The sequence below is a fragment of the Chitinophaga oryzae genome, assembly GCF_012516375.2.
Lineage (GTDB): Bacteria > Bacteroidota > Bacteroidia > Chitinophagales > Chitinophagaceae > Chitinophaga > Chitinophaga oryzae.
This window is the reverse complement of the sequence record NZ_CP051204.2, coordinates 7,040,212-7,060,731: the sequence shown is the minus strand read 5'-3', so window position 1 is coordinate 7,060,731 and position 20,520 is coordinate 7,040,212. Positions and strand designations below refer to the sequence as shown.

Genomic DNA, 20,520 nt, shown 5'->3' with positions numbered 1-20,520 from the left:
TTATTCAATTTTAAATCATCAGTGTGTGAACAGTTTTGGCAGATTATTCAGGGTGAATGTTTTCGGAGAATCCCACGGCGCCAGTGTAGGGATTAACATCGACGGCGTACCGGCTGGTATTCCGCTCAGACAGGAAGATTTCCTGCACGACCTGGAACGGCGTAAAGGCGGCTCCAGAGGCACTACCCCCGCAAGGAGGAAGACCTGCCCTTTATCAAGTCAGGCGTATTTAACGATCATACTACCGGCGCACCGGTCACCATCCTCTTTGAAAATAACAACACCCGCAGCACCGACTATGAGAAACTGCGCGAATTTCCGCGGCCCGGTCATGCTGACTTTGTGGCTACCCGTAAATTCGGCGGCTTCGAAGATTACCGTGGCGGCGGCCACTTCAGCGGCAGGCTGACGCTCAATCTCGTGGCGGCTGGTGTCATCGCCAAAAAAATCCTGGGCGACAGCATCCAGGTAAAAGCCACCATCACAGAGGTAGGCGGTTATACCAACCCGGAAGAAGGACTGGAAGCGGCCATCGCAGCCAAAGACTCTGTCGGTGGTATCGTGGAATGTGTGGTAGACGGGCTGCCCATCGGCCTCGGAGAACCTTTCTTCGATTCGCTGGAATCCGGCCTGGCGCATGCCGTATTTGCAATTCCCGCAGTAAAAGGTATTGAATTCGGCGCCGGCTTCGCCGCTGCTAAAATGAAAGGACTGGAGCACAACGACCCTATCCTCGATGCTACCGGAAAAACCGCTACCAATAATGCCGGCGGCGTGGTAGGCGGTATCACCAACGGCAACCCGCTGGTGTTCCGTATCGCTGTCAAACCCACGTCCAGCACACCTAAAGAACAACAAACACTGAACATCGCCAGCGGACAGGTGGAAACTTTCAGCGTGAAAGGCCGCCACGATCTGTGCATTGCGCTGCGGGTACCAGTGGTACTGGAAGCGGTGACCGCTATGGTACTGGCCGACTTTATGCTGCTGGAGCAGATGCGCCCGCGGGTATATAAACCATAAGGAATTACGAATTACGGATTACGAATTACGAATTGAGGGCTTTCTTATAGAGCGGTTACTAAATAACCTTTCCATATGAAAGCCCTCAATTCGTAATTCGTAATCCGTAATTATTTTACGATGTCCAGCAGCTCCACATCGAACACCAGCGCGCTGCCGGGGCCGATTTTCGGACCAGCGCCACGGTCGCCGTAAGCGAGGTCTGATGGGATAAAGAGGCGCCATTTGGAGCCTACCGGCATCAGCTGCAGGGCCTCTGTCCAGCCTTTGATCACACCGCTCACCGGGAAGGAGATGGGTTCGCCTCTGTCCACAGAGCTGTCGAATACAGTACCATCGATGAGCGTACCGTGATAGTGTGTTTTCACTTTATCGTTGATAGTAGGTTTGGGCCCGGTACCTTCTTTCAGGATCTGGTACTGCAGACCGCTGGGGAGGGCTACCACACCCGGCTTGGTTTTGTTTTCCGCCAGGAATTTGTCGCTGGCTTCGCGGTTTTTAGCCACTTTTTCCGCTTTCAGTTGCTGAAGGTAATTGCTGATGCTCATCTCACTCTGGTCTTTTGATAATGTTAATGTTTTATTGGTCAGCATGTCCTGGATGGCTTTGGCCAGCAGGGTCGTGTTGACATTCGTTAATCCCTGTGCTTTCAGGTTCTCGGCGATGTTGACACCGATACCATAGCTTACGGAGTCCATCCTGTTTTTCAGTAAAGCAGGTTTTGCAGCGGTATGGGACACCGGTTTGGCTTTGGGCACAGGTTTCTTCTGGCTGAAGCCTTGCAGGCCCAGCAAGCCCAACACACCGGTAAAAATGTATTTTTTGTACATAAATTTGTGGTTGTCAATAACTTTTATACAAATAAGGGTTTATTAAAGCCTTCGCAAGTTAAGGAATTAACTTTTTAGAAGCGCTGTTGCTCTGGTACAACAAAAGGGAGACTTGCTTTGTTGGCGTAATAATAAAACCGCATGTTAACCGTTCAGACGTCTATGAAGTTCAGTATTCTAACAACAATGGCAGCAGCATTGCTGGCAGGCAGCCTGCAGGCACAGGATTCAACAGATTTATGGTCAAAGGCCAAAGCCAACCCCAACCTGGGCAGGCAGAAATTTATAGAGCTAAAGCTGCATACAGGAGGACACCTGTATAATGGCGAGGAACTATCGAATGCGCTGAAACATGGTTACGAATCGGTGGAACTGCGGATGGCGTGGATGTCTACCGGTAAACAGGAATGGCAGCGGGCGCTTAATTATCCCAGTTACGGCATCGGTTTCTATACCGGCAATATCGGCGATGCCACTGTATTGGGCAATCCCAGCGGTATATACGGGTTCTTTTATGCGCCTTTCCATCGCCGGAAAAGACATCATTTTGAAGCAGGGCTGTCGCTGGGCTTCACCTATGACCTCAATCCATATGACCAGGATAAAAATCCGCTCAACGACGCTATCAGTTCCAAGGTAGACGTCTATTTTAACGTGAACGCCAGCGGCATATGGCGATTGTCTGAACTGTTCGATTTCGTTTACGGCGTAGACCTCACACATTTCTCCAACGGCCGTACCCATACGCCCAACCTGGGACTCAATATGGCGGGCCTCCACGCCGGCCTGCGGGTACATTACAACACGATCCGCAATATTGTACAGCAACAGATAGATCCGCACTATGAAGCGCGTATCCGGCCGACTTACATCGACAGCCCGCTGTCTAAACTGAAACATAAGCAGGACTGGAGCCTCTACGGCGCTTTCGGAGTGGTGCAGGCAGACAGCCGTTACGGTGTGAGGGCATTTTACGGCACCGCCTCGGCTGTATTGGACTGGAGTTACCTGTACAGTCATGTATGCAGCTTTGGCGCCGGCCTCGACGGATTTTACGATGGTTCGCTGGGACTGGTTTACGGGCAGAAATACGGTAAAGTGTCCACCTTTGATAAAATGCTGCTGGGCGCTCATATAGGCCATACACTTCACTTACAGCGCTTCGATATCGTAACGCAGGCAGGTACTTATCTATGGCGGCGCGATAGTGAAAAAGGGAACTGGTTCCTGCGGGTGGCGCTTCGTTATAACGTCAGCAAACACGGCTTCCTGCAGATAGGGCTCAAAACACAGAACGGCGCAGCGGCGGACTGGATAGAGTGGGGTGGCGGGGGAAGACTATAATCCCGCGGAGTTCACGCAAAGCACGCAAAGGAGCAAAGAGCGCAAAGATCATATAAGCGAGCAGAGAAAGCAAAGGAGCGGAGATCAAATTTGATCTCCGCTCCTTTGCTTTCTTATTTAAACTTAAAAAAATCTTTGCGCTCTTTGCTCCTTTGCGTGCTTTGCGAGAACTCCGCGAGAACTCCGCGGGATTATTGTGTTATCGGCAGCATCACTTTAGACGCATGCGTGGCATCATGGTAGATCCTGATATCCGCTTTTTTGAAATCTTTATCAGTGGCTTTATAGATATCCATGAACTGCTGCGGGTTGCGGTCTGCCAGCGGGAACCAGCTGCTTTGTATCTGGATCATGATACGGTGGCCTTTCTGGAAGGTATGGGCCACGTCGGGCAGGGTGAACTTCACCGGTGTAGGCTGACCGGGAACAAACGCTTCCGGTTTTTCAAAGCTGTTGCGGAATTTGCCACGCATGATCTCGCCGCGTACCAGCATTTGGTAGCCTCCCATAGGATAGGTGGAGGAAGGAACACGACGATGTTCTGAAGCGGCGTCGTCTTCATATTTGAAATCATTCGGGAACACGTCGATCAGCTTTACCACGAAATCGGCGTCAGTACCGGTGGTGCTGGCCACGATGTCGGCGATTACAGGGCCGGCGAGGGTGATGTCTTTGTCCAGCACTTCGGATTCAAACACTGCTACGTCTGGTCTGCGGGAAGCAAAACGCTGGTCGTCAGTCATGTAGTTGATGGTACGGCTGAAGTGTACGTCTTCTGTATAAGGCACCGGTTTGGCCGGATCGCTGATATATTCGCTGAAGCTGTTGCCGGCGGAAGGTTGTGTAAAGGCCAGTTTACCGTCGGGCTGCAGGTAAATGGGTTGTTCCTTCATATCCGCCGGAGGCCATTGCGGCAGCCTCTTCCATTCGTTTTTGCCGGTAAAGAAGATAGTGGCTTCTGCAATATCAGGCGCCTGTCCTTTGCCTTTCAGGTAATAGTTGAAGAAAGGAATTTCGATATTGTTCGCATAATACTCGGAGGTGTTGCTGCCGAAGCGGACGTTGCCCAGATGGGTACCGTCGTTGGAAGCCCACTGACCATGGTACCAGGGGCCCATCACAATGCGGTTGTTGGTGCCGGGGCTTTGTGTTTCAATGCTCTTATAGGTATTCCAGGCGCCAAAGCAGTCTTCTGCGTCGAACACGCCGCCTACTACCAGCATGGTGGGTTTTACGTTTTTCAGGAAGTTACGCACGTTACGCGCCTGCCAGTAGCTGTCGTAGGTAGGGTGAGCGTACATCTCATGCCAGAAGGCAACGCTGTCGCCGATAATTTTGGAAAAATTAGGCAGCGCGCCGGTTTCGAGATAGTACTTGTAGTTGTCACGGGTGTAGTATTCGATACCTTTAGGCCCTACAGTAGTGGGCTTCGGGTGAGGGTGGTCAAATACGGTGTAGAAAGAAAATGCATCCGACAGCATGAAAGCGCCGTTGTGGTGGAAGTCGTCTCCGATGAACCAGTCTGTTACCGGCGCCTGCGGGCTGACTGCTTTCAGTGCAGGGTGATTGCTCAGCGCGCCCATGGTAGAATAAAAGCCCGGATAGGAAATACCGAAGATGCCCACGTTACCATTGTTGCCAGCAAGGTTTTTCACCAGCCAGTCGATGGTGTCGTAGGTGTCGCTGGCCTCATCGATCTCATTTTTACCCTTTTTAGTGGTGTTGAAAGGACGCACGTTCACAAACTTACCTTCGCTCATCCAGGTGCCTCTTACGTCCTGGACCACCATGATATAACCTTCGTGCAGGTATTGGTTATAGTGGTTCCTGTACAGCGGACGGAAGTTGCCTTCGCCGTAAGGCGCGCAGGAGTACGGAGTACGCGTCATCAGGATGGGGTGTTTCTCCGACTGGTCTTTGGGAAGATAGATGGAGGTAAACAGTTTGACCCCGTCCCGCATGGGGATATACACTTCTTTTTTAGTGTAATGGGTATACATCCAGAGGGAATCCTGGTTAACGGCTTTCGTAACAGCAGGAAAGACGAACAGCGCGGCGCAGGCCAGCAGCAGCCATTTTCTCATAAACGGTTTATTTTAGACGGGGACTAAAGTAGCAAAAAAATAAGGTAATATAGCCGCAGAAATGGGTGAGCGGTCAACCGGCCAGCTTTTCGCGCTCTTTTTTAGGCAGACTGGCCACCACAAGATCATAAGAGTTTTTGATCCACTGCAATATCAGTTTGTTGGGAATATTGGAGTGCATATCTACCGTGTTCCAGTGTTTTTTGTTCATATGCCAGCCGGGAGTAACGCCCTCGTAGCGCTCCCGCAGCTCTACCGCTTCATCCGGATCACATTTCAGGTTTACGCTGCTGAACTCCTCAAGGTCGGTGAGGGCAAACATCTTACCACAGACTTTATACACAAGGGTCTGTTCCCCGAAAGGGAATTCTTCCGTAACGCCCGGAAGTGAAATGCAGTATTGACAGAATTGTTCGATGTCCATGTATGACTGGGTTTTATGGACGACAAAGATAAAAAAAAGTAAGGGCCGGTTATGGTTTAATGATCTTGTACCGGTAACTGATAACAGTATTGTTGCCTATACGCTGTTCCTTCGCATAAGCCGAAGTATCAAACGGTGTATAGGTCACCGGCAGGGTCGTTGATGCACCGTTGACTTCTTCATACCGGATACTGGTGACGTAATGTTCGCTGGCCAGGTAGGGATAGCCTTTCCAGTTGTTTTGCAGATCGGCGGTGACAGCCTGGAGCAGCAGCGGATTTTTGGAGAGATAGCGATGCAAAGGATTTATCTGGCTATTGTAGGTCATGGTATACTGATACCCTTCCAGTACAAGGGTGCCACCGATAACATTGACATAATTATGCGTGATGAATAGCGAAATATCCTGTTGCTGGTAGCTGTATTCCTTGAACTGGACCATATCTCCGAAAATGCCGTTGTCGAAAATGAAGGTATCCTTTGAGCCGGCCAGGGTGAACTGCCGGATGGCGTTCACCTGCAACGAGGTGGTATCGTACCCTGAAATTTCTTCGCCAAGGTTGCGGTACCGGGTACTGTAGATCATCAGCCTGCCGGATGTCCAGGCCAGTGAATCGGTCTGGCTCAGGCTTTTGAGCGTATTATTATTTTCATTATAATAACGCGCTGTTTTCACATATCCGTCCGCGTTATAATCAAACGCGATGTAGTTCTGCCATTGGCGGTAGGAGGGATTGTAGTCCCAGCGTTGCGTTAGCTGCAGCCGGTTGTTGTAGACAAAACTGTCTTTCGGAATGCCGTTGAGGCGGATGGAGGTGACCAGATAGGTGTCCTGTGGCAGGACTGGTGGCGACGGCGGATCGACATGTTCTTTTTTACACTGACAGGAATGTGTCAGCAACAGGAGTGTGGTGAGCAGGCACCAGCCATATTTTCTCAGGCAGGGCATGAAGGGTATCATGAAGGATCCTAAGATAAGGATTAATGGGCATATTTACCTGGGGTTCCGGCAGTAGATAAGTTGAAAAAATATACCGGTACGTCGGACAGCCAACGTACCGGTTTAAGGTGTAGGTTAAAGCTATTTTTTGTTGATGGCGATGATCACGCGGGAATAACGGGCATAAGTGATTTCCACTTCCTGGCCGGCACGGTAACCTTCGAGGGCGCCCCGCATCCAGTAAAACAGGCGTTTTTTCTGGTTATCCAGTTTTATCATGATGTTGGTCTGCGTATCGTTGTTTTCCAGGTATACTGCTTCCATAGGGGCCTGCAGGGTGGCTTTCTGCAAGGCTACCAGGTCTTTCTTCAACGCCCAGTAACGGATATCGGTTACCTTGATCAGCGCAAACACAAGAGCTATCACAAAACTGATCATCCATACCCAAAACCAGATGTTTTTATAGGAGAATAAAGACTCATCCGCATCGCCCAGTGTATTATGCGTATACAGGTAAATCTGCGGTATAATAGCCGCTACTAATAATACAATAAAACCTATTAACGCAAATTTCCGTAACTGCTGTTTGTTCCGCTTCAGTGCTTGTTGTAGTAAAAAGTTCTCCTCAGTTGTAATAAAGGTGTAGTCGGACATAGTTCGATGGTTTTTCAGTTGGCTAATATATAGATAAACAATCAATTAATTAAATTTATATATATAATATTTTAATCGATGATTGTTATTTTGCTATTTTTTCAATAGAATGATGTTTTTTTAGATAAAATATTATCATATATATTGACCGGTACATTAACGTTTATATAATTCCCGGCGCGAACGGAAATGGAATAAGTTTTCTAATTTGCGCGTTTTTAACCCATCCTGTTATTATTCCCCAACATCAGCATCATATAAACTAAAACAACGATCGTGAAGCGGATTTTCATTTTACTGACGGCAGCATTTCTCATGACGACCGGCCTGCAGGCGCAGGACACGGCACAACTGATGGTGGAAGGCCGGAAAAACAGCGCCTCCCAGCAAACAAAACCCTACGTGATCATGATCTCGATCGACGGGTTCCGGTATGATTACGCAGAGAAATACAACGCGCAAAACCTGCTCCGTCTCTCCGGCCAGGGTGTAAGGGCCACGGCCATGCAACCTTCTTTTCCTACGTTGACGTTCCCTAACCACTATACACTGGCTACCGGCATGTACCCGGCACATCACGGGCTGGTAGACAACCATTTCTATGACCGTAAGCGGGACGCGGTCTATAAAGTAGGCGACCGCGACGCAGTGGAAGACGGCACCTGGTATGGCGGCGTACCCCTCTGGGTGCTGGCAGAAAAACAACAGCTGGTCAGCGCCAGCTATTTCTGGGTAGGCTCTGAAAGCGCCATCCAGAACATCCGGCCTACCTATTATTTTAAGTACCAGGAAAAAAACAACATCGACCAGCGTATTCAGACAGTGGTGAACTGGCTGCAGCTGCCGGCAGAGCAACGCCCGCACCTTATTACTTTTTACTTCCCGGAAGTAGACCATATGGGGCATCGTTACGGTCCTGAAAGCGACAGCGTGAAAAGCGCCGTACAGTTTGTGGACGCCGCCATCGGCCGCATGCAGGAAGCAGTGAACAAACTGAACCTGCCCGTCAACTTTATCATCGTGTCAGATCATGGCATGGCGCGCGCAGACACGGAACACACGCTCTCCCTGCCGGACAACCCTGCATTAAAACCGCTGCGTATCGTTTCCACCAACGAGAAAATAATGCTCTATGGTAATAATGAAGCGGAAATCAAAGCTGCTTACGATTTCCTGAAGCAGCATGAGCATCACTACACTGCCTACCTGAAAAAAGAAACGCCGGAAAGATGGCACTACGGCCAGGAAGACGTGTATAACCGCATCGGCGACATCGTGGTAGTGGCAGAGGCCAACTACGCTTTCGCCAACCCTGCTAAAAAAATGTCTCCCGGTCACCATGGCTTCGATAACAATCTTACGGAGATGAATGCTATCTTCATGGCCTGGGGACCAGCCTTCAAACCGAATACACGCGTCGCCACTTTCGAAAACATACATGTGTACCCGTTAGTAGCCCGTATTCTCGGCCTTGATATCACCCAGCCGATAGATGGTAAACTGGAAGTGCTGGAACCGGTATTAAACCAATAGTCATGGACCAGCAAGACATGTACGGGCTGCTGTTGCAGCACGTGGCCCGGCATATACAGCTTACAGCGGAAGAACAGCAATATTTCGTCAGCCTGCTGAAACCACGCCGCCTGCAGCGGCGCCAGTGGTTGCTGCAGGCCGGCGACACCTGCCGCTATGAAAACTTCATCGTGGAAGGATGCCTGCGTTCCTATATCACCGACCGGAACGACGCTGAGCACGTATTGCATTTTGCGGTAGAAGACTGGTGGATCACCGACCTGGAAAGTCTGCTCACACAAACCCCCTCACAGGTGAGCATCGAGGCGCTGGAGCCTTCGCTGGTATTGCAGCTGGAACGCGACGCCCTGCAGGCCCTTTATCAGCAGGTTCCCTCATTTGAACGGTTTTTCAGGATACTCCACCAAAATGCCTATCTGGCGCAGAACCGCCGCATCCTGCAGAATATCAGCCATACGGCGGCCGAACGTTACGATGCTTTCCTGCAACAATACCCTGCCATTGCCGCCCGTGTACCCCAGAAATACCTCGCTTCCTACCTGGGCATGACCCCTGTTTTCCTCAGCCAGCTGCGGCAGCAGAAGGCCGGGAGATTAAAGTAGTTGAACACCATTTATTAAAGTAGTTGAACATTTACCGGCAACGGGTAAAATAGCTTTGCAGGTAAATAACAACGACATGAAAATATCCAGCATTCAACTTCAGCCCGATCCGTATAAACCTTTCCATCTCTCACAAGGGTACCGCGCGGGCGACCTGCTCTTTATCAGCGGACAGACGGCCATTGGCGACGACGGACAGTTACAGGGTATCGGTGACTTTGACGTACAGGCCGAGAAAGCCTTTCAGAACCTCGAAAAGGTGCTGAAGGCCGGCGGCTCCAGTCTGCCTAATGTGATCAAAGTGACTATCCTGCTGCGCGATATGGGCAACTTTAACAAGATCGTGGCCCTGCGTAAACGGTTCTTTACGGCGCCTTATCCGGCAGACACCATCATGGAAGTATCCTCGTTGTATTCTCCGGACGCGCTGATAGAAATTGAAGCGGTGGCGGTGGCCGACGACGCGGCAGCGCGATAAACGAACAATACCATATAAAATAAAAAAAGCTGCTCCGGGACGGAGCAGCTTTTTGTTGCTGAAATGAGCTGTTACGCTACAGATTCCTCGTAAGCACTTACGGGTTCGCAGGTGCAGATCAGGTTTCTGTCGCCGTGGGTGTTATTCACACGGCTTACGGAAGGCCAGAATTTATTGGCTTTCACGTATTCCAGCGGGTAAGCTGCCTGTTGACGGCCGTAAGGACGGTTCCATTCATCGGCAGTGATCACGTGCTGGGTATGAGGCGCGTTTTTAAGTACGTTGTTTTGTTTGTCGGCAGTACCTTCTTCCACGGCGCGGATCTCTTCGCGGATTGCCAGCAGGGCGTCGCAGAAGCGGTCCAGTTCTCCTTTGTCTTCACTTTCGGTAGGCTCGATCATGATGGTGCCCGGTACCGGGAAGCTCATGGTAGGAGCGTGGAAGCCGTAGTCCATCAGGCGTTTGGCCACATCTTCCGCTTCAATGCCGGCAGATGCTTTAAACGGACGGAGGTCTACGATGAACTCGTGGGCGCAGGTGCCGTTCACACCGGTGTACAGGATATCGTATGCTTTTTCCAGTCTGGCCTTCATGTAGTTGGCGTTCAGGATAGCGTATTCGGAAGCCTGTTTCAGACCGGTGTTGCCGAGCATGCGGATATAAGCGTAAGAAATGAGCAGGATGCTGGCAGAACCGAACGGTGCTGCAGATACGGCGTGGGATACTTTACCGTTGTTCAGTTCCACATGGCCTGGCAGGAACGGTGCCAGGTGTTTGGCCACGCAGATGGGGCCCATGCCGGGACCGCCGCCACCGTGAGGGATAGCGAAGGTTTTGTGCAGGTTCAGGTGGCATACGTCTGCGCCGATGATACCAGGAGCGGTAAGGCCTACCTGTGCGTTCATATTGGCGCCGTCCATGTATACCTGGCCACCGTGTTCGTGGATGGTAGCGCAGATTTCTTTCACTGATTCTTCATATACGCCGTAGGTGGAAGGATAAGTGATCATGATACCGGCAAGGTCATTAGCGTGTAAAGCAGCTTTGGCTTTGAGGTCGGCCACGTCGATGTAACCGTTTTCCAGCGCTTTGACCACTACTACCTTGAAGCCAGCCATTACTGCGGAAGCAGGGTTGGTACCGTGGGCGCTGATAGGGATCAGCATCACGTTGCGGTGTCCTTCGCCTCTGCTTTCATGGTATTGACGGATCACCAGCAGACCGGCGTATTCGCCCTGTGCGCCGCTGTTAGGCTGCAGGCTGCACGCGTCGAAACCAGTGATCTGGCTGAGGTATTCGCCCAGTTCGGCAGTCATTTGCAGGTAACCGCCGGCCTGTTCTTTCGGGGCAAACGGGTGCATCTTGCTCCAGTGGGCCCAGCTCAGCGGGATCATTTCGGAAGCTGCATTCAGTTTCATGGTGCAGGAACCGAGGGAGATCATGGAGGTGTTCAGGGACAGGTCTTTGTTTTCCAGCATTTTCAGGTAACGCATCATCAGCGATTCGCTGTGGTAGCTGTTGAACACCGGGTGCTGCAGGTAAGCGGAAGTACGTTGCAGGCCGGCCGGGATAGCGGCTTTGCCGTTGGAAACACCGGCTGCGTCCACGCTACCGGCGCCGAATACACGCAGAATGTCGTTTACGTCGGCAATGGTGGCGGTTTCATCGAGGGAGATACCTACCTGGCCATTGGCGAAGTAACGGAAGTTGATACCGGCTGCTTCAGCGGCTGCCTTCACATCGCTGGCGCCTTCTACTACGATGGTGTCGAAGAAGTTGCCTGCGGCCAGTTTCAGTCCTTTTGCCTGTAATTTTTCTGCCAGCGCAGTGGTGAGCAACGCTACGCGGGTAGCGATGTTCTTCAGTCCCTCTGGGCCATGGTATACAGCGTACATTGCCGCCATGTTAGCCAGCAGGGCCTGTGCTGTACAGATATTGGAAGTTGCTTTTTCGCGTTTGATATGCTGTTCACGTGTCTGCAGCGCCATACGCAGTGCACGCTGGCCTTGTGCGTCGATGCTCACACCAATGATACGGCCGGGGATAGAACGTTTAAAGTCGTCTTTCACGGAGAAGAAAGCCGCGTGAGGACCACCAAAACCCAAAGGAACGCCAAAACGTTGTGCGGAGCCAAAAGCGGCGTCTGCACCCAGCTCACCCGGAGAAGCCAGCAGCGTCAGTGCCAGCAGGTCGGTAGCTACGCCTGCAAAAGCGCCCACGGTGTGTACTTTCTGGATAAACTCCTGGTAGTCTTCAACACCACCCACATTGTTGGGGTATTGAATCAGCGCGCCAAAGTAATCGGCGTCGAACTGCGCGGTTTTGTAATCGCCCACCACTACTTCGATGTGCAGCGGCGTAGCACGGGTCTGGATAACGTCCAGCGTTTGGGGATAAACGTTGGTATCTACAAAAAACTTAGGCCTGGTTACATGGTCATGGTCTTTGTTAAGCGCGTTGAAGAACATGGTCATCGCTTCCGCAGCAGCAGTGGCTTCATCCAGCAATGACGCGTTGGAGATCGGCAAACCCGTCAGGTCGCTGACCATCGTCTGGTAGTTCAACAGGCTTTCCAGTCTTCCCTGGGAAATCTCCGCCTGGTACGGCGTGTACTGCGTGTACCATCCCGGGTTCTCAAATACGTTGCGCAGGATCACGCTCGGCGTGATCGTGTCGAAATAACCCTGGCCAATGTAATTACGCATTACTTTGTTTTTCAGGGAGATCTCCTTCAGATGGCGTAGGTAGTCGCTCTCGCTCATCGCTGCCGGAACGGCCAGAGGGTGCTGCATGCGGATGGCGCCGGGAACAGTTTTGTTAATCAGCTCATCCAGATTGGCGGTGCCAATGTTTTCCAGCATCTGGTTCTTCTCAGCTTCATTCGGACCAATGTGACGGTGCACGAATTCAATTTGTTGGATATCAAAAAGATTCATGATGTAAGCAGGTATTTGAAATAGAATGCGCAAAGCTATGCAGATTTTAAGCAACCGCCAAACAACGGGCCGGAGAGAAGGAAAACAGTGATAAATGACAGCACCCCCCGCAGGGCTTCTGTCATGATTTTGTCCACCGGGTATTTGCTTATCTTTGCGCCAATGAGCAAGATTTTAGAAGATTGGGAACAAAAGGCCAAAGACAAACAAAAGGCCAACAAACAATTCCTGCAGAAACTGCAAACACGCCGCGGTAAAGGGGTGGAAAAGCTCCTGCCGGACCTTCATGAGGAAGCCTTCAGCCATATCGACTGCATGGACTGCGCCCGCTGCTGCAAGTCTATCAGCCCCCGCTTCAAAGCACCGGACATCAAAAGGATCTCCAAATACCTGGGGATGAAAGAGGGCGCTTTTATTGACACCTACCTGCGCATAGACAAAGATGAGGATTATGTGGTGAAATCAAGCCCCTGCCCGTTTTTAGGGGGAGACAACGGCTGCAGCATCTACGACGTGCGCCCGGGCGACTGCGCCAACTACCCTTATACCGATAGTTACGACTTTTTCAAACGGCCCAATATCACTTACGAGAACAGCACCATCTGTCCCGCCGTATTTTACATACTGGAAAAGTTGAAAGACACCATGAAAATTTAAGAATTTTCTGATTTAGGGATTTTTTGATGTCTGTGATTTTAATTCCCGAAATTCCAACATCCGTAAATCAAAAAATCCCCAAATCTGTTACGGTTTGAGGTCCAGCTTACGCATGGCCGGACTGATAACATAGGTGGTGACCACCACGGCGAGCGTAACACAACCGCCAAAGACCACTGAAGTGACCAGTCCCATCTTCCTGGCCATAAAGCCGCTCTCAAAAGCTCCCAGTTCATTGGAGGAGCCCACGAACATGGAACTGACAGCGGCAACACGGCCGCGCATGTCGTCCGGCGTCTTCAGCTGAAGGATCGTCTGGCGGATGATCACACTGATACCGTCCAGCGCCCCGCTGACCAGCAGCGCGGCCATAGACAGCCAGAAGCTGGTAGACACTCCGAAAAGAATGATGGTCAGGCCAAAGCCAAACACGGCCGCCAGCAGTTTAATACCCGGTTTGTTGACCAGTGGCCGGTGCGCTATGATGAACATGGTGATCAGCGCGCCCACCGCCGGTGCGGAACGTAGCAGGCCATATCCCAGCGAGCCCACGTGCAGCACATCTGTGGCAAAAGCCGGCAGCATCGCCACCGCCCCGCCAAACAACACCGCGAACATATCCAGCGCCATCGCTCCCAGTACTACCTTGGTCCGCCACACGAAACGCATCCCGCTGGTAAGCCCCTGGAAAAAAGTCTCTCCTCGCTCCTGGTAGTAAATAGGTTTCGGTTTGATCTGTATCAGGCTGTAAAGCGGCGCCAGGAAAACAGCTACTACCAGCAACATCGACCAGTGTACGCCGAACCAGTAGATACAAAGCCCGCCCAGCGCAGGTCCCAGCACACCGCCAATCTGCCAGGCTGAACTGCTCCAGGTGGAAGCGTTGGCATACAAAGCACGAGGCACCAATAAAGACAACAGGGAGAAATTGGACGGACTCACAAAAGCTCGCACCACTCCGCCGGCAAATACCAGGAAATAGATCAGGATCAGTATCCAATTGGTGGAAATGCCTGCCACCGCTTTGTCCCACGTGAGGAGAAACAAACCGGTGCTGATAAAAAGATAGGCAATGATACATTTCAGCAACAGTCCCCGCTTCTCCCGCTTGTCTACCAGGTGCCCGGCAAAAGGGGCCAGCGTAACGGCAGGGATGACTTCAGACAACCCGATTAACCCCAGGGAAAACGGGTCGTGCGAGAGGGCATATACTTTCCATTCGATGATGGCGAACTGCATGGCCAGCGCAAATACCAGTGCAAAGCGGATGACCAGATAGTAGTTAAACTCCTTATAACGTAGCGAAGCGTATGGGTCGTTTCTGGGTGTAGAGGCCGTTGTGTCCAAGCGGGTGTAATTTCCTGCTAAGGTAAAAACCAGCAGGGAAAAAGCAAAAAGTCATCAGTCAGGGAATAATAATCCGCTATTTTTAGTGCTTCTTAAATTCCGCACTACTATGAAAATACGAGGGTTGTTATGTGGGATGTTTATTCCCCTGCTGGTTACCCACGCTGCCTGTGCCGGTGAACCGGACAAAGCGGCGCCTCCCGCCAGAAAAGCGAGGCTGCAGCTGGTTACCGATAAGTTTATTTCTCCGGTGAACATGGCCGTACCGCACGACGGAACAGGCCGGTTGTTTTTCTGTCAGAAAGAAGGGAAAGTATGGATCGTGGACAAGAAAGGCAACCAGTTGCAGGAACCCTTCCTGGACGTGAGCGGGGATATGGTGAAAGTTAATCCTGCCTATGACGAAAGAGGTTTGCTGGGCATGGCTTTCCATCCCGACTTCAGGAAGAACCGCAAATTATATGTGTACTACAGCGCTCCGGTGCCTAACCCGGTCAAGCGGGTGCTGGACCATAAAAGCCGGCTGGTGGAGTTTACAGCATCTGCTACCAACCCCAACGTGGCCGACCCGGCATCCAAACGGGTGCTAATGGAGGTCAACCAGCCGGAATCCAACCACAACGGCGGCCAGCTGGCCTTTGGCCGTGATGGCTACCTCTATATCGGCCTGGGTGACGGTGGCGGCGGCGGCGACAAACACGGCACCATCGGCAACGGGCAGGACCTCGGCACCGTACTGGGAAAAATACTGCGTATCGACGTGAATGGCACTCCCTATAAAGTGCCGGCTGACAACCCGTTTGTGAAGACTGCCGGGGCAAAGCCGGAGATATGGGCCTATGGCCTGCGCAACCCGTGGCGCTTCTCTTTTGACAGGGCCACCGGCCGGCTGTTTGCCGGCGATGTGGGACAAGCCAAATACGAAGAAGTGGACATCATCACCAAAGGCGGCAACTACGGCTGGCGCATCATGGAAGGATATCATGAGTTCAATGTGCCGGCCGGTGCAGACCGCAACAAACTGCTGCCCCCGATACACGAGTACGACCACGATCTGGGCATCAGCATCACCGGCGGTTATGTGTACAGGGGAAACGCCATCCCTTCCCTGAAGGGACTCTACATCTTCGGCGACTACAACGGCAAAACGTTTGTGCTGGCGCCGAAAGGCAATAAATGGGAACGCGCCGACCTGGAACTGTCCGGCCGCCCTGCTGATAACCCCTTCATTCTCAGCTGGGGGGAAGATGAGCAGGGGGAAATCTATATGCTCACCAGTATGTCTGCCAAAGACGGCTTTAAAGGCGCGGTATACAAGCTGGTCAAAGACTAGCTTCTCGCAAAGACGCTAGGTTTTTTGGCTTGTTTTTAAGTTGAAAATTTAAGAGCGCAAAGGAGCGGAGACTACTTGTCAGATCTTTTTGGATTGATCATTTTTACACCATGTTTTGCTCGATATACACTGATTATTATCTCTAAATAAAAATAAAACAAAACTATATAAGCTGATCTCCGCTCCTTTGCGCTCTTAAATTTTCAACTTAAAAACAAGCCAAAAAACCTAGCGTCTTTGCGAGAAATCCCTCCGTGCGACCGTTTGGCCCAATTTTTTGTTAAAAGGAAATAATTTCAAGTGGCAACGGACGATTTTATTTTATATTTGATCAGACAACGTTTACGTTAATAGAGATACATATGAGACTGAAAGTGATTATCCCGGTTGTGCTCCTCAGCATATCCGCCGGTGTGTTGGCTTTTAACAAGCTAGGCCATGCAGACGACCCCCCTGGCCGTTACGAAGTCATCATGAACCTGGTAGGCCAGATGCTGAAGGAAGGGCACTACCAACCCAAACCCATCGATGATGCCTTCTCCAAAGAGGTTTTCAATAAATATGTGCGCAGCCTGGACGTGGAAAAGAAATTTTTCCTCAAATCAGACATCACCCGTCTGGAACCGCTGGCCACCCATATTGACGACGAGTTGAAAGGCGCGCCGGTAGACTGTTTCCGCAATATCAACACCCTTATCAAGCAAAGGGTGGCAGAAGCGGCAGCTATCTACCCCGAACTGCTCTCCAAACCGTTCGACTTCTCCGTGGACGAGAAAGTGACCCTCGACCCCGATAAGCTGGACTACCCGGCCGACGAAAACGCACGGAAGGAAGCCTGGCGCAAAGTGCTGAAATACCGCACGCTCGAAAAACTGACTGACCTCCAGGACATGAGAGAGAAAGCCAAAGACGGCGACAGCGCCAAAACCAAAACCGACGCCCAGCTGGAAAGCGAAGCCCGCGTGAAAGTAAAACAGCTGTACGACCGCTACTTTGAGCGCCTGAAAAACAGGCAAAACGACAACGACCGCTTCAATTTATACGTGAATGCCATCACCACCACGATGGACCCGCATACCGACTACTTCCCGCCGGATGAAAAACGTGCCTTCGAAGAACAGATGGCCGGTAAATTCTTCGGTATCGGCGCACAGCTGAAAGAAGAAGGCGACCGTATCAAAGTGATCAGCATCGTGACCGGCAGCCCCAGCTGGAAACAAGGCCAGCTGAAAGCCAACGACGTGATCCAGAAAGTAGCACAGGGCAACGCCGAACCCGTAGATATCACCGGCTACCCGGTAGAAGATGCCGTGAAACTGATCCGTGGTAAAAAAGGCACCCCGGTGAAACTCACCGTGAAGAGCGTTGACGGTACCATCAAAGATATCACCATCGTCCGCGATGAAATCGTGACAGAAGAAACCTTTGCGAAATCCGCCATCATCAATGGCCAGCATAAAATCGGCTATATCTATCTGCCGGAATTCTACGCCGACTTCAACGACCGCAACGGCGCCCGCAGCGCGGAAGACGTGGCCAAAGAAGTAGCTAAACTGAAAGCAGAAAAAGTGGAAGGTATCATCCTCGACCTGCGTTTCAATGGCGGCGGTTCCCTCCAGGACGTAGTACAGATGGCCGGCCTCTTCATCCCGGAAGGCCCTGTGGTACAGGTGCGCTCCAGGGGTGGTGATGCAGTGGTGCTGCGCGACCGCGATAAAAACGTACAATACGACGGCCCGCTGGCCATCATGGTCAACGAATACAGCGCCTCCGCTTCTGAAATCATGGCCGCTGCCATGCAGGACTATAAACGCGCCGTGATCATCGGCAGTGGTCAAACCTTCGGTAAGGGTACGGTACAACGCCTGTTCAACCTCGATGATTTCTACCCGGTAAAAGACGGTGGCAGCCTCGGCGCGCTGAAACTGACCCAGCAGAAATTCTACCGGGCCAATGGCGGTTCCACCCAGCTGAAAGGCGTGGCTTCAGATGTTGTGCTGCCAGACCCATATTATGATGTGGCAGAACGTAAAGACAGCGACGCGCTGGCATGGGACGAAATTCCCCGCGCAGCCCTCACACCGTGGATTAACCCGGTGCCGACAGAAGCGCTGAAAAAGAACAGCGAGAAAAGAATGGCTAACAGCCAGGCTTTCAAACTGCTCAACGAAAACCTGAACACACTGAAAAAACTGGAAAAGCAGGAGACATATTCACTGAACCTGCAGACCTTTAAGTCCGAACAGAAAAGCAACAGCGCCGCATTGAAAAAATATGACGCTGTAAACGATAAGGTGAAAGAACTGAGCATCGTAAACATCAGGTCGGATATGGAAAAACTCGGCAATGACTCCTCCAAGATCGCCCGTAACAAGGACTGGATCAAAGTAAGGACCAAAGACATCTACCTCGATGAAGCCGTAAATGTGATGAACGATCTGATCGCCATGTCACTGCCGAAGATGGAACGCAAACCGAACCGCTAAGCAGGCCACCAGCAAAAAAAGAGAATATATAAAAAGCGAATCGCCCATTGATACTGTATCAATGGGCGATTCGCTTTTATGCAATGCTGTTGGTTATTTCTGTTTGCTCAGTTCTTCCAGCGCTTTCTTCACCACCGGATCAGTAGCGTTGATGGTTTCATAAAACCCTTCCGTGCGATACAGCTGGCGGGCCAGCATGGCTTTCAGGCGGGTCCTGATTTCAATGTCGTCATGACTGCTGAGCTGCTGAAGACCGGGTACGCTGTCTTTCTGTGCGTAGGCTTTGAATTCTTCAAACAGGGCCGGGCTGGTCTGGAAGTTTTTCGTGAAATCTTCCGCGTCCTTGTATTGTTTGAAGGTTTCCTTGTTGTTGGTGTAGTACTGATAAGCAAAGTTGCTCAGCGTATTACGTGTATAGATAGCCGTTAGCGCACGGGAGTAGCGGGAGGTATCGAACGGAACGAAGATGTCCGGGGTGATACCGCCGCCGCCGTACACACGGCGTCCGGAGGCGGTCTTGTAGGGGACGGTATCGGTGATTTTAATACTGTCTTTGTTGACCAGTTCACCGTGGTGGTAGCGTTCCATGATGTCATCGTCATAGGCGGTACCGTTGCCGTAAGGCTTCTGGATGCTTCTGCCGGAGGGAATATAGTACCGGGCTACGGTGAGGCGGAGGGCGCCACCGTTGTCCAGATCGTATTGTTCCTGAACGAGGCCTTTACCGAAGGTGCGGCGGCCGATAACGGCGCCACGGTCCCAGTCCTGGATAGCGCCCGCGAGTATTTCACTGGCGGAGGCGGAGCCTTCATCGGTGAGGATGGCCAATGCGCCACGTTCGAACATGCCGGGGCGTTTGGTTTTATAATCGGTGCGGGGATAGTCTTTCCCTTTGGTATATACCACCAGTTTGTTGTCGGGCAGCAGTTCATCGGCGATGCGGACAGCGGCGTCCATGAATCCGCCGGGGTTCTGGCGTACGTCGATGATCAGTTTTTCCATGCCCTGTTGTTGCAGTTTACGCATGGCTTTCATGAACTCGTCGAAAGTGGTGGCGGAGAACTTGTTGATTTTGATATAACCGATGCCGGGAGCAGCCATGTAGCTGGCGTCGAGGCTATAGATGGGGATAACGCCTCTTTTGATAGGCACCTGTATCTGTTTCTGCTGGCGCAGCAGGGTGGTGTTCACCAGGGAGCCTGCAGGGCCGCGCAGCAGTTTACGGATTTTGTCCGGGGTGATACCGTTGCCCGCCACCAGGCTGTCGTTGACCCGGAGGATCTTGTCGCCGGTTTGTACGCCGGCCGCTTCTGAGGGGCCGCCGCTCAGTACGGATATTACGTTTACGGTGTCGGCAGTGATATTAAACTCTACGCCGATGCCCTGAAAATTACCTTCCATATCTTCGTTGACAGCCTGCAGTGCGGAAGGAGGAATATAGATGGAGTGCGGATCGAGGTGGCTCAGCAGTCCTTCGATGGCTTCCTGTTGTACTTTATCGGCATCCAGTGTATCTACATATTTTGTTTTGATAAGGTCCATCACTTCCTGTAACGGTCCCCGGGTGGGTTTGGTGAAGAAGACGGTGGTCCCGCCTGTGTTGGACCCGGGCATTTTATGGCCGAGGAACATCCCGATGGCCAGTACTACCGCAAAGAGAAGAGGTAAAAAAACATTCAGCTTCCTGTTTGACATAATTTGATTATTATCCCGCTAATTTATGACCAATCTAACCATGTAATATAAGCCGCAGGCGGAAGGAAATCTGCTGCGTGCATGCATCATCATAGCTTAAACTCGGGGGTGGCATTTGTTTTTATGACACCCTTTTGTTTAAATTGTGACAAAA

15 protein-coding genes and 1 pseudogene are annotated in these 20,520 nt (G+C 51.5%); 8 read left to right on the top strand and 8 right to left on the bottom strand.

The features are described 5' to 3' along the window. Positions 1–25 precede the first annotated feature (25 nt). Positions 26–1,023: pseudogene (locus tag HF324_RS27850) on the top strand (chorismate synthase). A gap of 110 nt (positions 1,024–1,133) precedes the next feature. Here the strand turns inward: HF324_RS27850 and bamJ are convergent. After that, the gene (bamJ, locus tag HF324_RS27845) at positions 1,134–1,853 is read right to left on the bottom strand and encodes a BamJ family beta-barrel-assembly machinery protein (protein ID WP_168806413.1); all 720 of its coding nucleotides are present in this window, start codon (positions 1,851–1,853) and stop codon (positions 1,134–1,136) included. Between the two features lie 162 nt (positions 1,854–2,015). Here bamJ and HF324_RS27840 point away from each other — a divergent pair, with 162 nt between their 5' ends. Then, positions 2,016–3,197 (top strand): acyloxyacyl hydrolase, encoded by a 1,182-nt coding sequence (locus HF324_RS27840; RefSeq protein WP_168806411.1) that lies wholly within the window; start codon positions 2,016–2,018, stop codon positions 3,195–3,197. 191 nt (positions 3,198–3,388) lie between these two features. Here HF324_RS27840 and HF324_RS27835 read toward each other — a convergent pair whose 3' ends face one another. The 4 genes from HF324_RS27835 to HF324_RS27820 all read right to left on the bottom strand — a co-directional run bounded on the left by HF324_RS27835 (position 3,389) and on the right by HF324_RS27820 (position 7,299). Continuing rightward, positions 3,389–5,281 (bottom strand): CocE/NonD family hydrolase, encoded by a 1,893-nt coding sequence (locus HF324_RS27835; RefSeq protein WP_168861375.1) that lies wholly within the window; start codon positions 5,279–5,281, stop codon positions 3,389–3,391. Between the two features lie 73 nt (positions 5,282–5,354). Beyond that, positions 5,355–5,705: an MmcQ/YjbR family DNA-binding protein gene (locus HF324_RS27830; protein ID WP_168806407.1), complete on the bottom strand. Its 351-nt coding sequence runs from the start codon at positions 5,703–5,705 to the stop codon at positions 5,355–5,357. Positions 5,706–5,754: 49 nt separating this feature from the next. After that, positions 5,755–6,666 carry a hypothetical protein gene (locus HF324_RS27825; protein WP_168861374.1) on the bottom strand — a complete coding sequence of 304 codons (912 nt, stop codon included), beginning with the start codon at positions 6,664–6,666 and terminating at the stop codon, positions 5,755–5,757. Between the two features lie 120 nt (positions 6,667–6,786). Beyond that, on the bottom strand, positions 6,787–7,299 hold the full coding sequence (locus tag HF324_RS27820) for a hypothetical protein (RefSeq protein ID WP_078667292.1): 513 nt from the start codon (positions 7,297–7,299) through the stop codon (positions 6,787–6,789). Between the two features lie 276 nt (positions 7,300–7,575). Between HF324_RS27820 and HF324_RS27815 the strand changes: the two genes are divergently transcribed. The 3 genes from HF324_RS27815 (at position 7,576) to HF324_RS27805 (ending at position 9,912) form a co-directional block, all read left to right on the top strand. Further along, complete coding sequence (locus tag HF324_RS27815) at positions 7,576–8,832, top strand: alkaline phosphatase family protein (protein WP_220101246.1); 1,257 nt, start codon at positions 7,576–7,578, stop codon at positions 8,830–8,832. Positions 8,833–8,834: 2 nt separating this feature from the next. Beyond that, on the top strand, positions 8,835–9,434 hold the full coding sequence (locus HF324_RS27810) for a Crp/Fnr family transcriptional regulator (protein WP_168806403.1): 600 nt from the start codon (positions 8,835–8,837) through the stop codon (positions 9,432–9,434). 76 nt (positions 9,435–9,510) lie between these two features. Continuing rightward, positions 9,511–9,912, top strand: coding sequence for a RidA family protein (locus tag HF324_RS27805; protein WP_168806401.1), 402 nt, complete (start codon positions 9,511–9,513; stop codon positions 9,910–9,912). A gap of 71 nt (positions 9,913–9,983) precedes the next feature. On the opposite strand, the gene gcvP is transcribed toward HF324_RS27805, so the two are convergent. Beyond that, the gene (gene gcvP / locus HF324_RS27800) at positions 9,984–12,848 is read right to left on the bottom strand and encodes an aminomethyl-transferring glycine dehydrogenase (RefSeq protein ID WP_168806399.1); all 2,865 of its coding nucleotides are present in this window, start codon (positions 12,846–12,848) and stop codon (positions 9,984–9,986) included. Positions 12,849–13,010: 162 nt separating this feature from the next. Here gcvP and HF324_RS27795 point away from each other — a divergent pair, with 162 nt between their 5' ends. After that, the gene (locus HF324_RS27795) at positions 13,011–13,505 is read left to right on the top strand and encodes a YkgJ family cysteine cluster protein (RefSeq protein ID WP_168806397.1); all 495 of its coding nucleotides are present in this window, start codon (positions 13,011–13,013) and stop codon (positions 13,503–13,505) included. An 87-nt stretch (positions 13,506–13,592) separates the two neighbouring features. Here the strand turns inward: HF324_RS27795 and HF324_RS27790 are convergent, their stop codons facing one another. Continuing rightward, entirely contained in the window at positions 13,593–14,852 is a 1,260-nt protein-coding gene (locus HF324_RS27790) for an MFS transporter (RefSeq protein ID WP_168806395.1), read from the bottom strand. Between the two features lie 109 nt (positions 14,853–14,961). On the opposite strand from HF324_RS27790, the gene HF324_RS27785 reads away from it, so the two are divergent. Next, positions 14,962–16,185, top strand: a complete 1,224-nt coding sequence (locus HF324_RS27785; RefSeq protein ID WP_220101245.1) for a PQQ-dependent sugar dehydrogenase — start codon at positions 14,962–14,964, stop codon at positions 16,183–16,185. A gap of 362 nt (positions 16,186–16,547) precedes the next feature. Next, positions 16,548–18,671, top strand: coding sequence for a carboxy terminal-processing peptidase (locus HF324_RS27780; protein ID WP_168806393.1), 2,124 nt, complete (start codon positions 16,548–16,550; stop codon positions 18,669–18,671). A gap of 93 nt (positions 18,672–18,764) precedes the next feature. Here HF324_RS27780 and HF324_RS27775 read toward each other — a convergent pair whose 3' ends face one another. Beyond that, positions 18,765–20,366, bottom strand: coding sequence for a S41 family peptidase (locus HF324_RS27775; RefSeq protein ID WP_168806391.1), 1,602 nt, complete (start codon positions 20,364–20,366; stop codon positions 18,765–18,767). Positions 20,367–20,520: the final 154 nt, after the last annotated feature.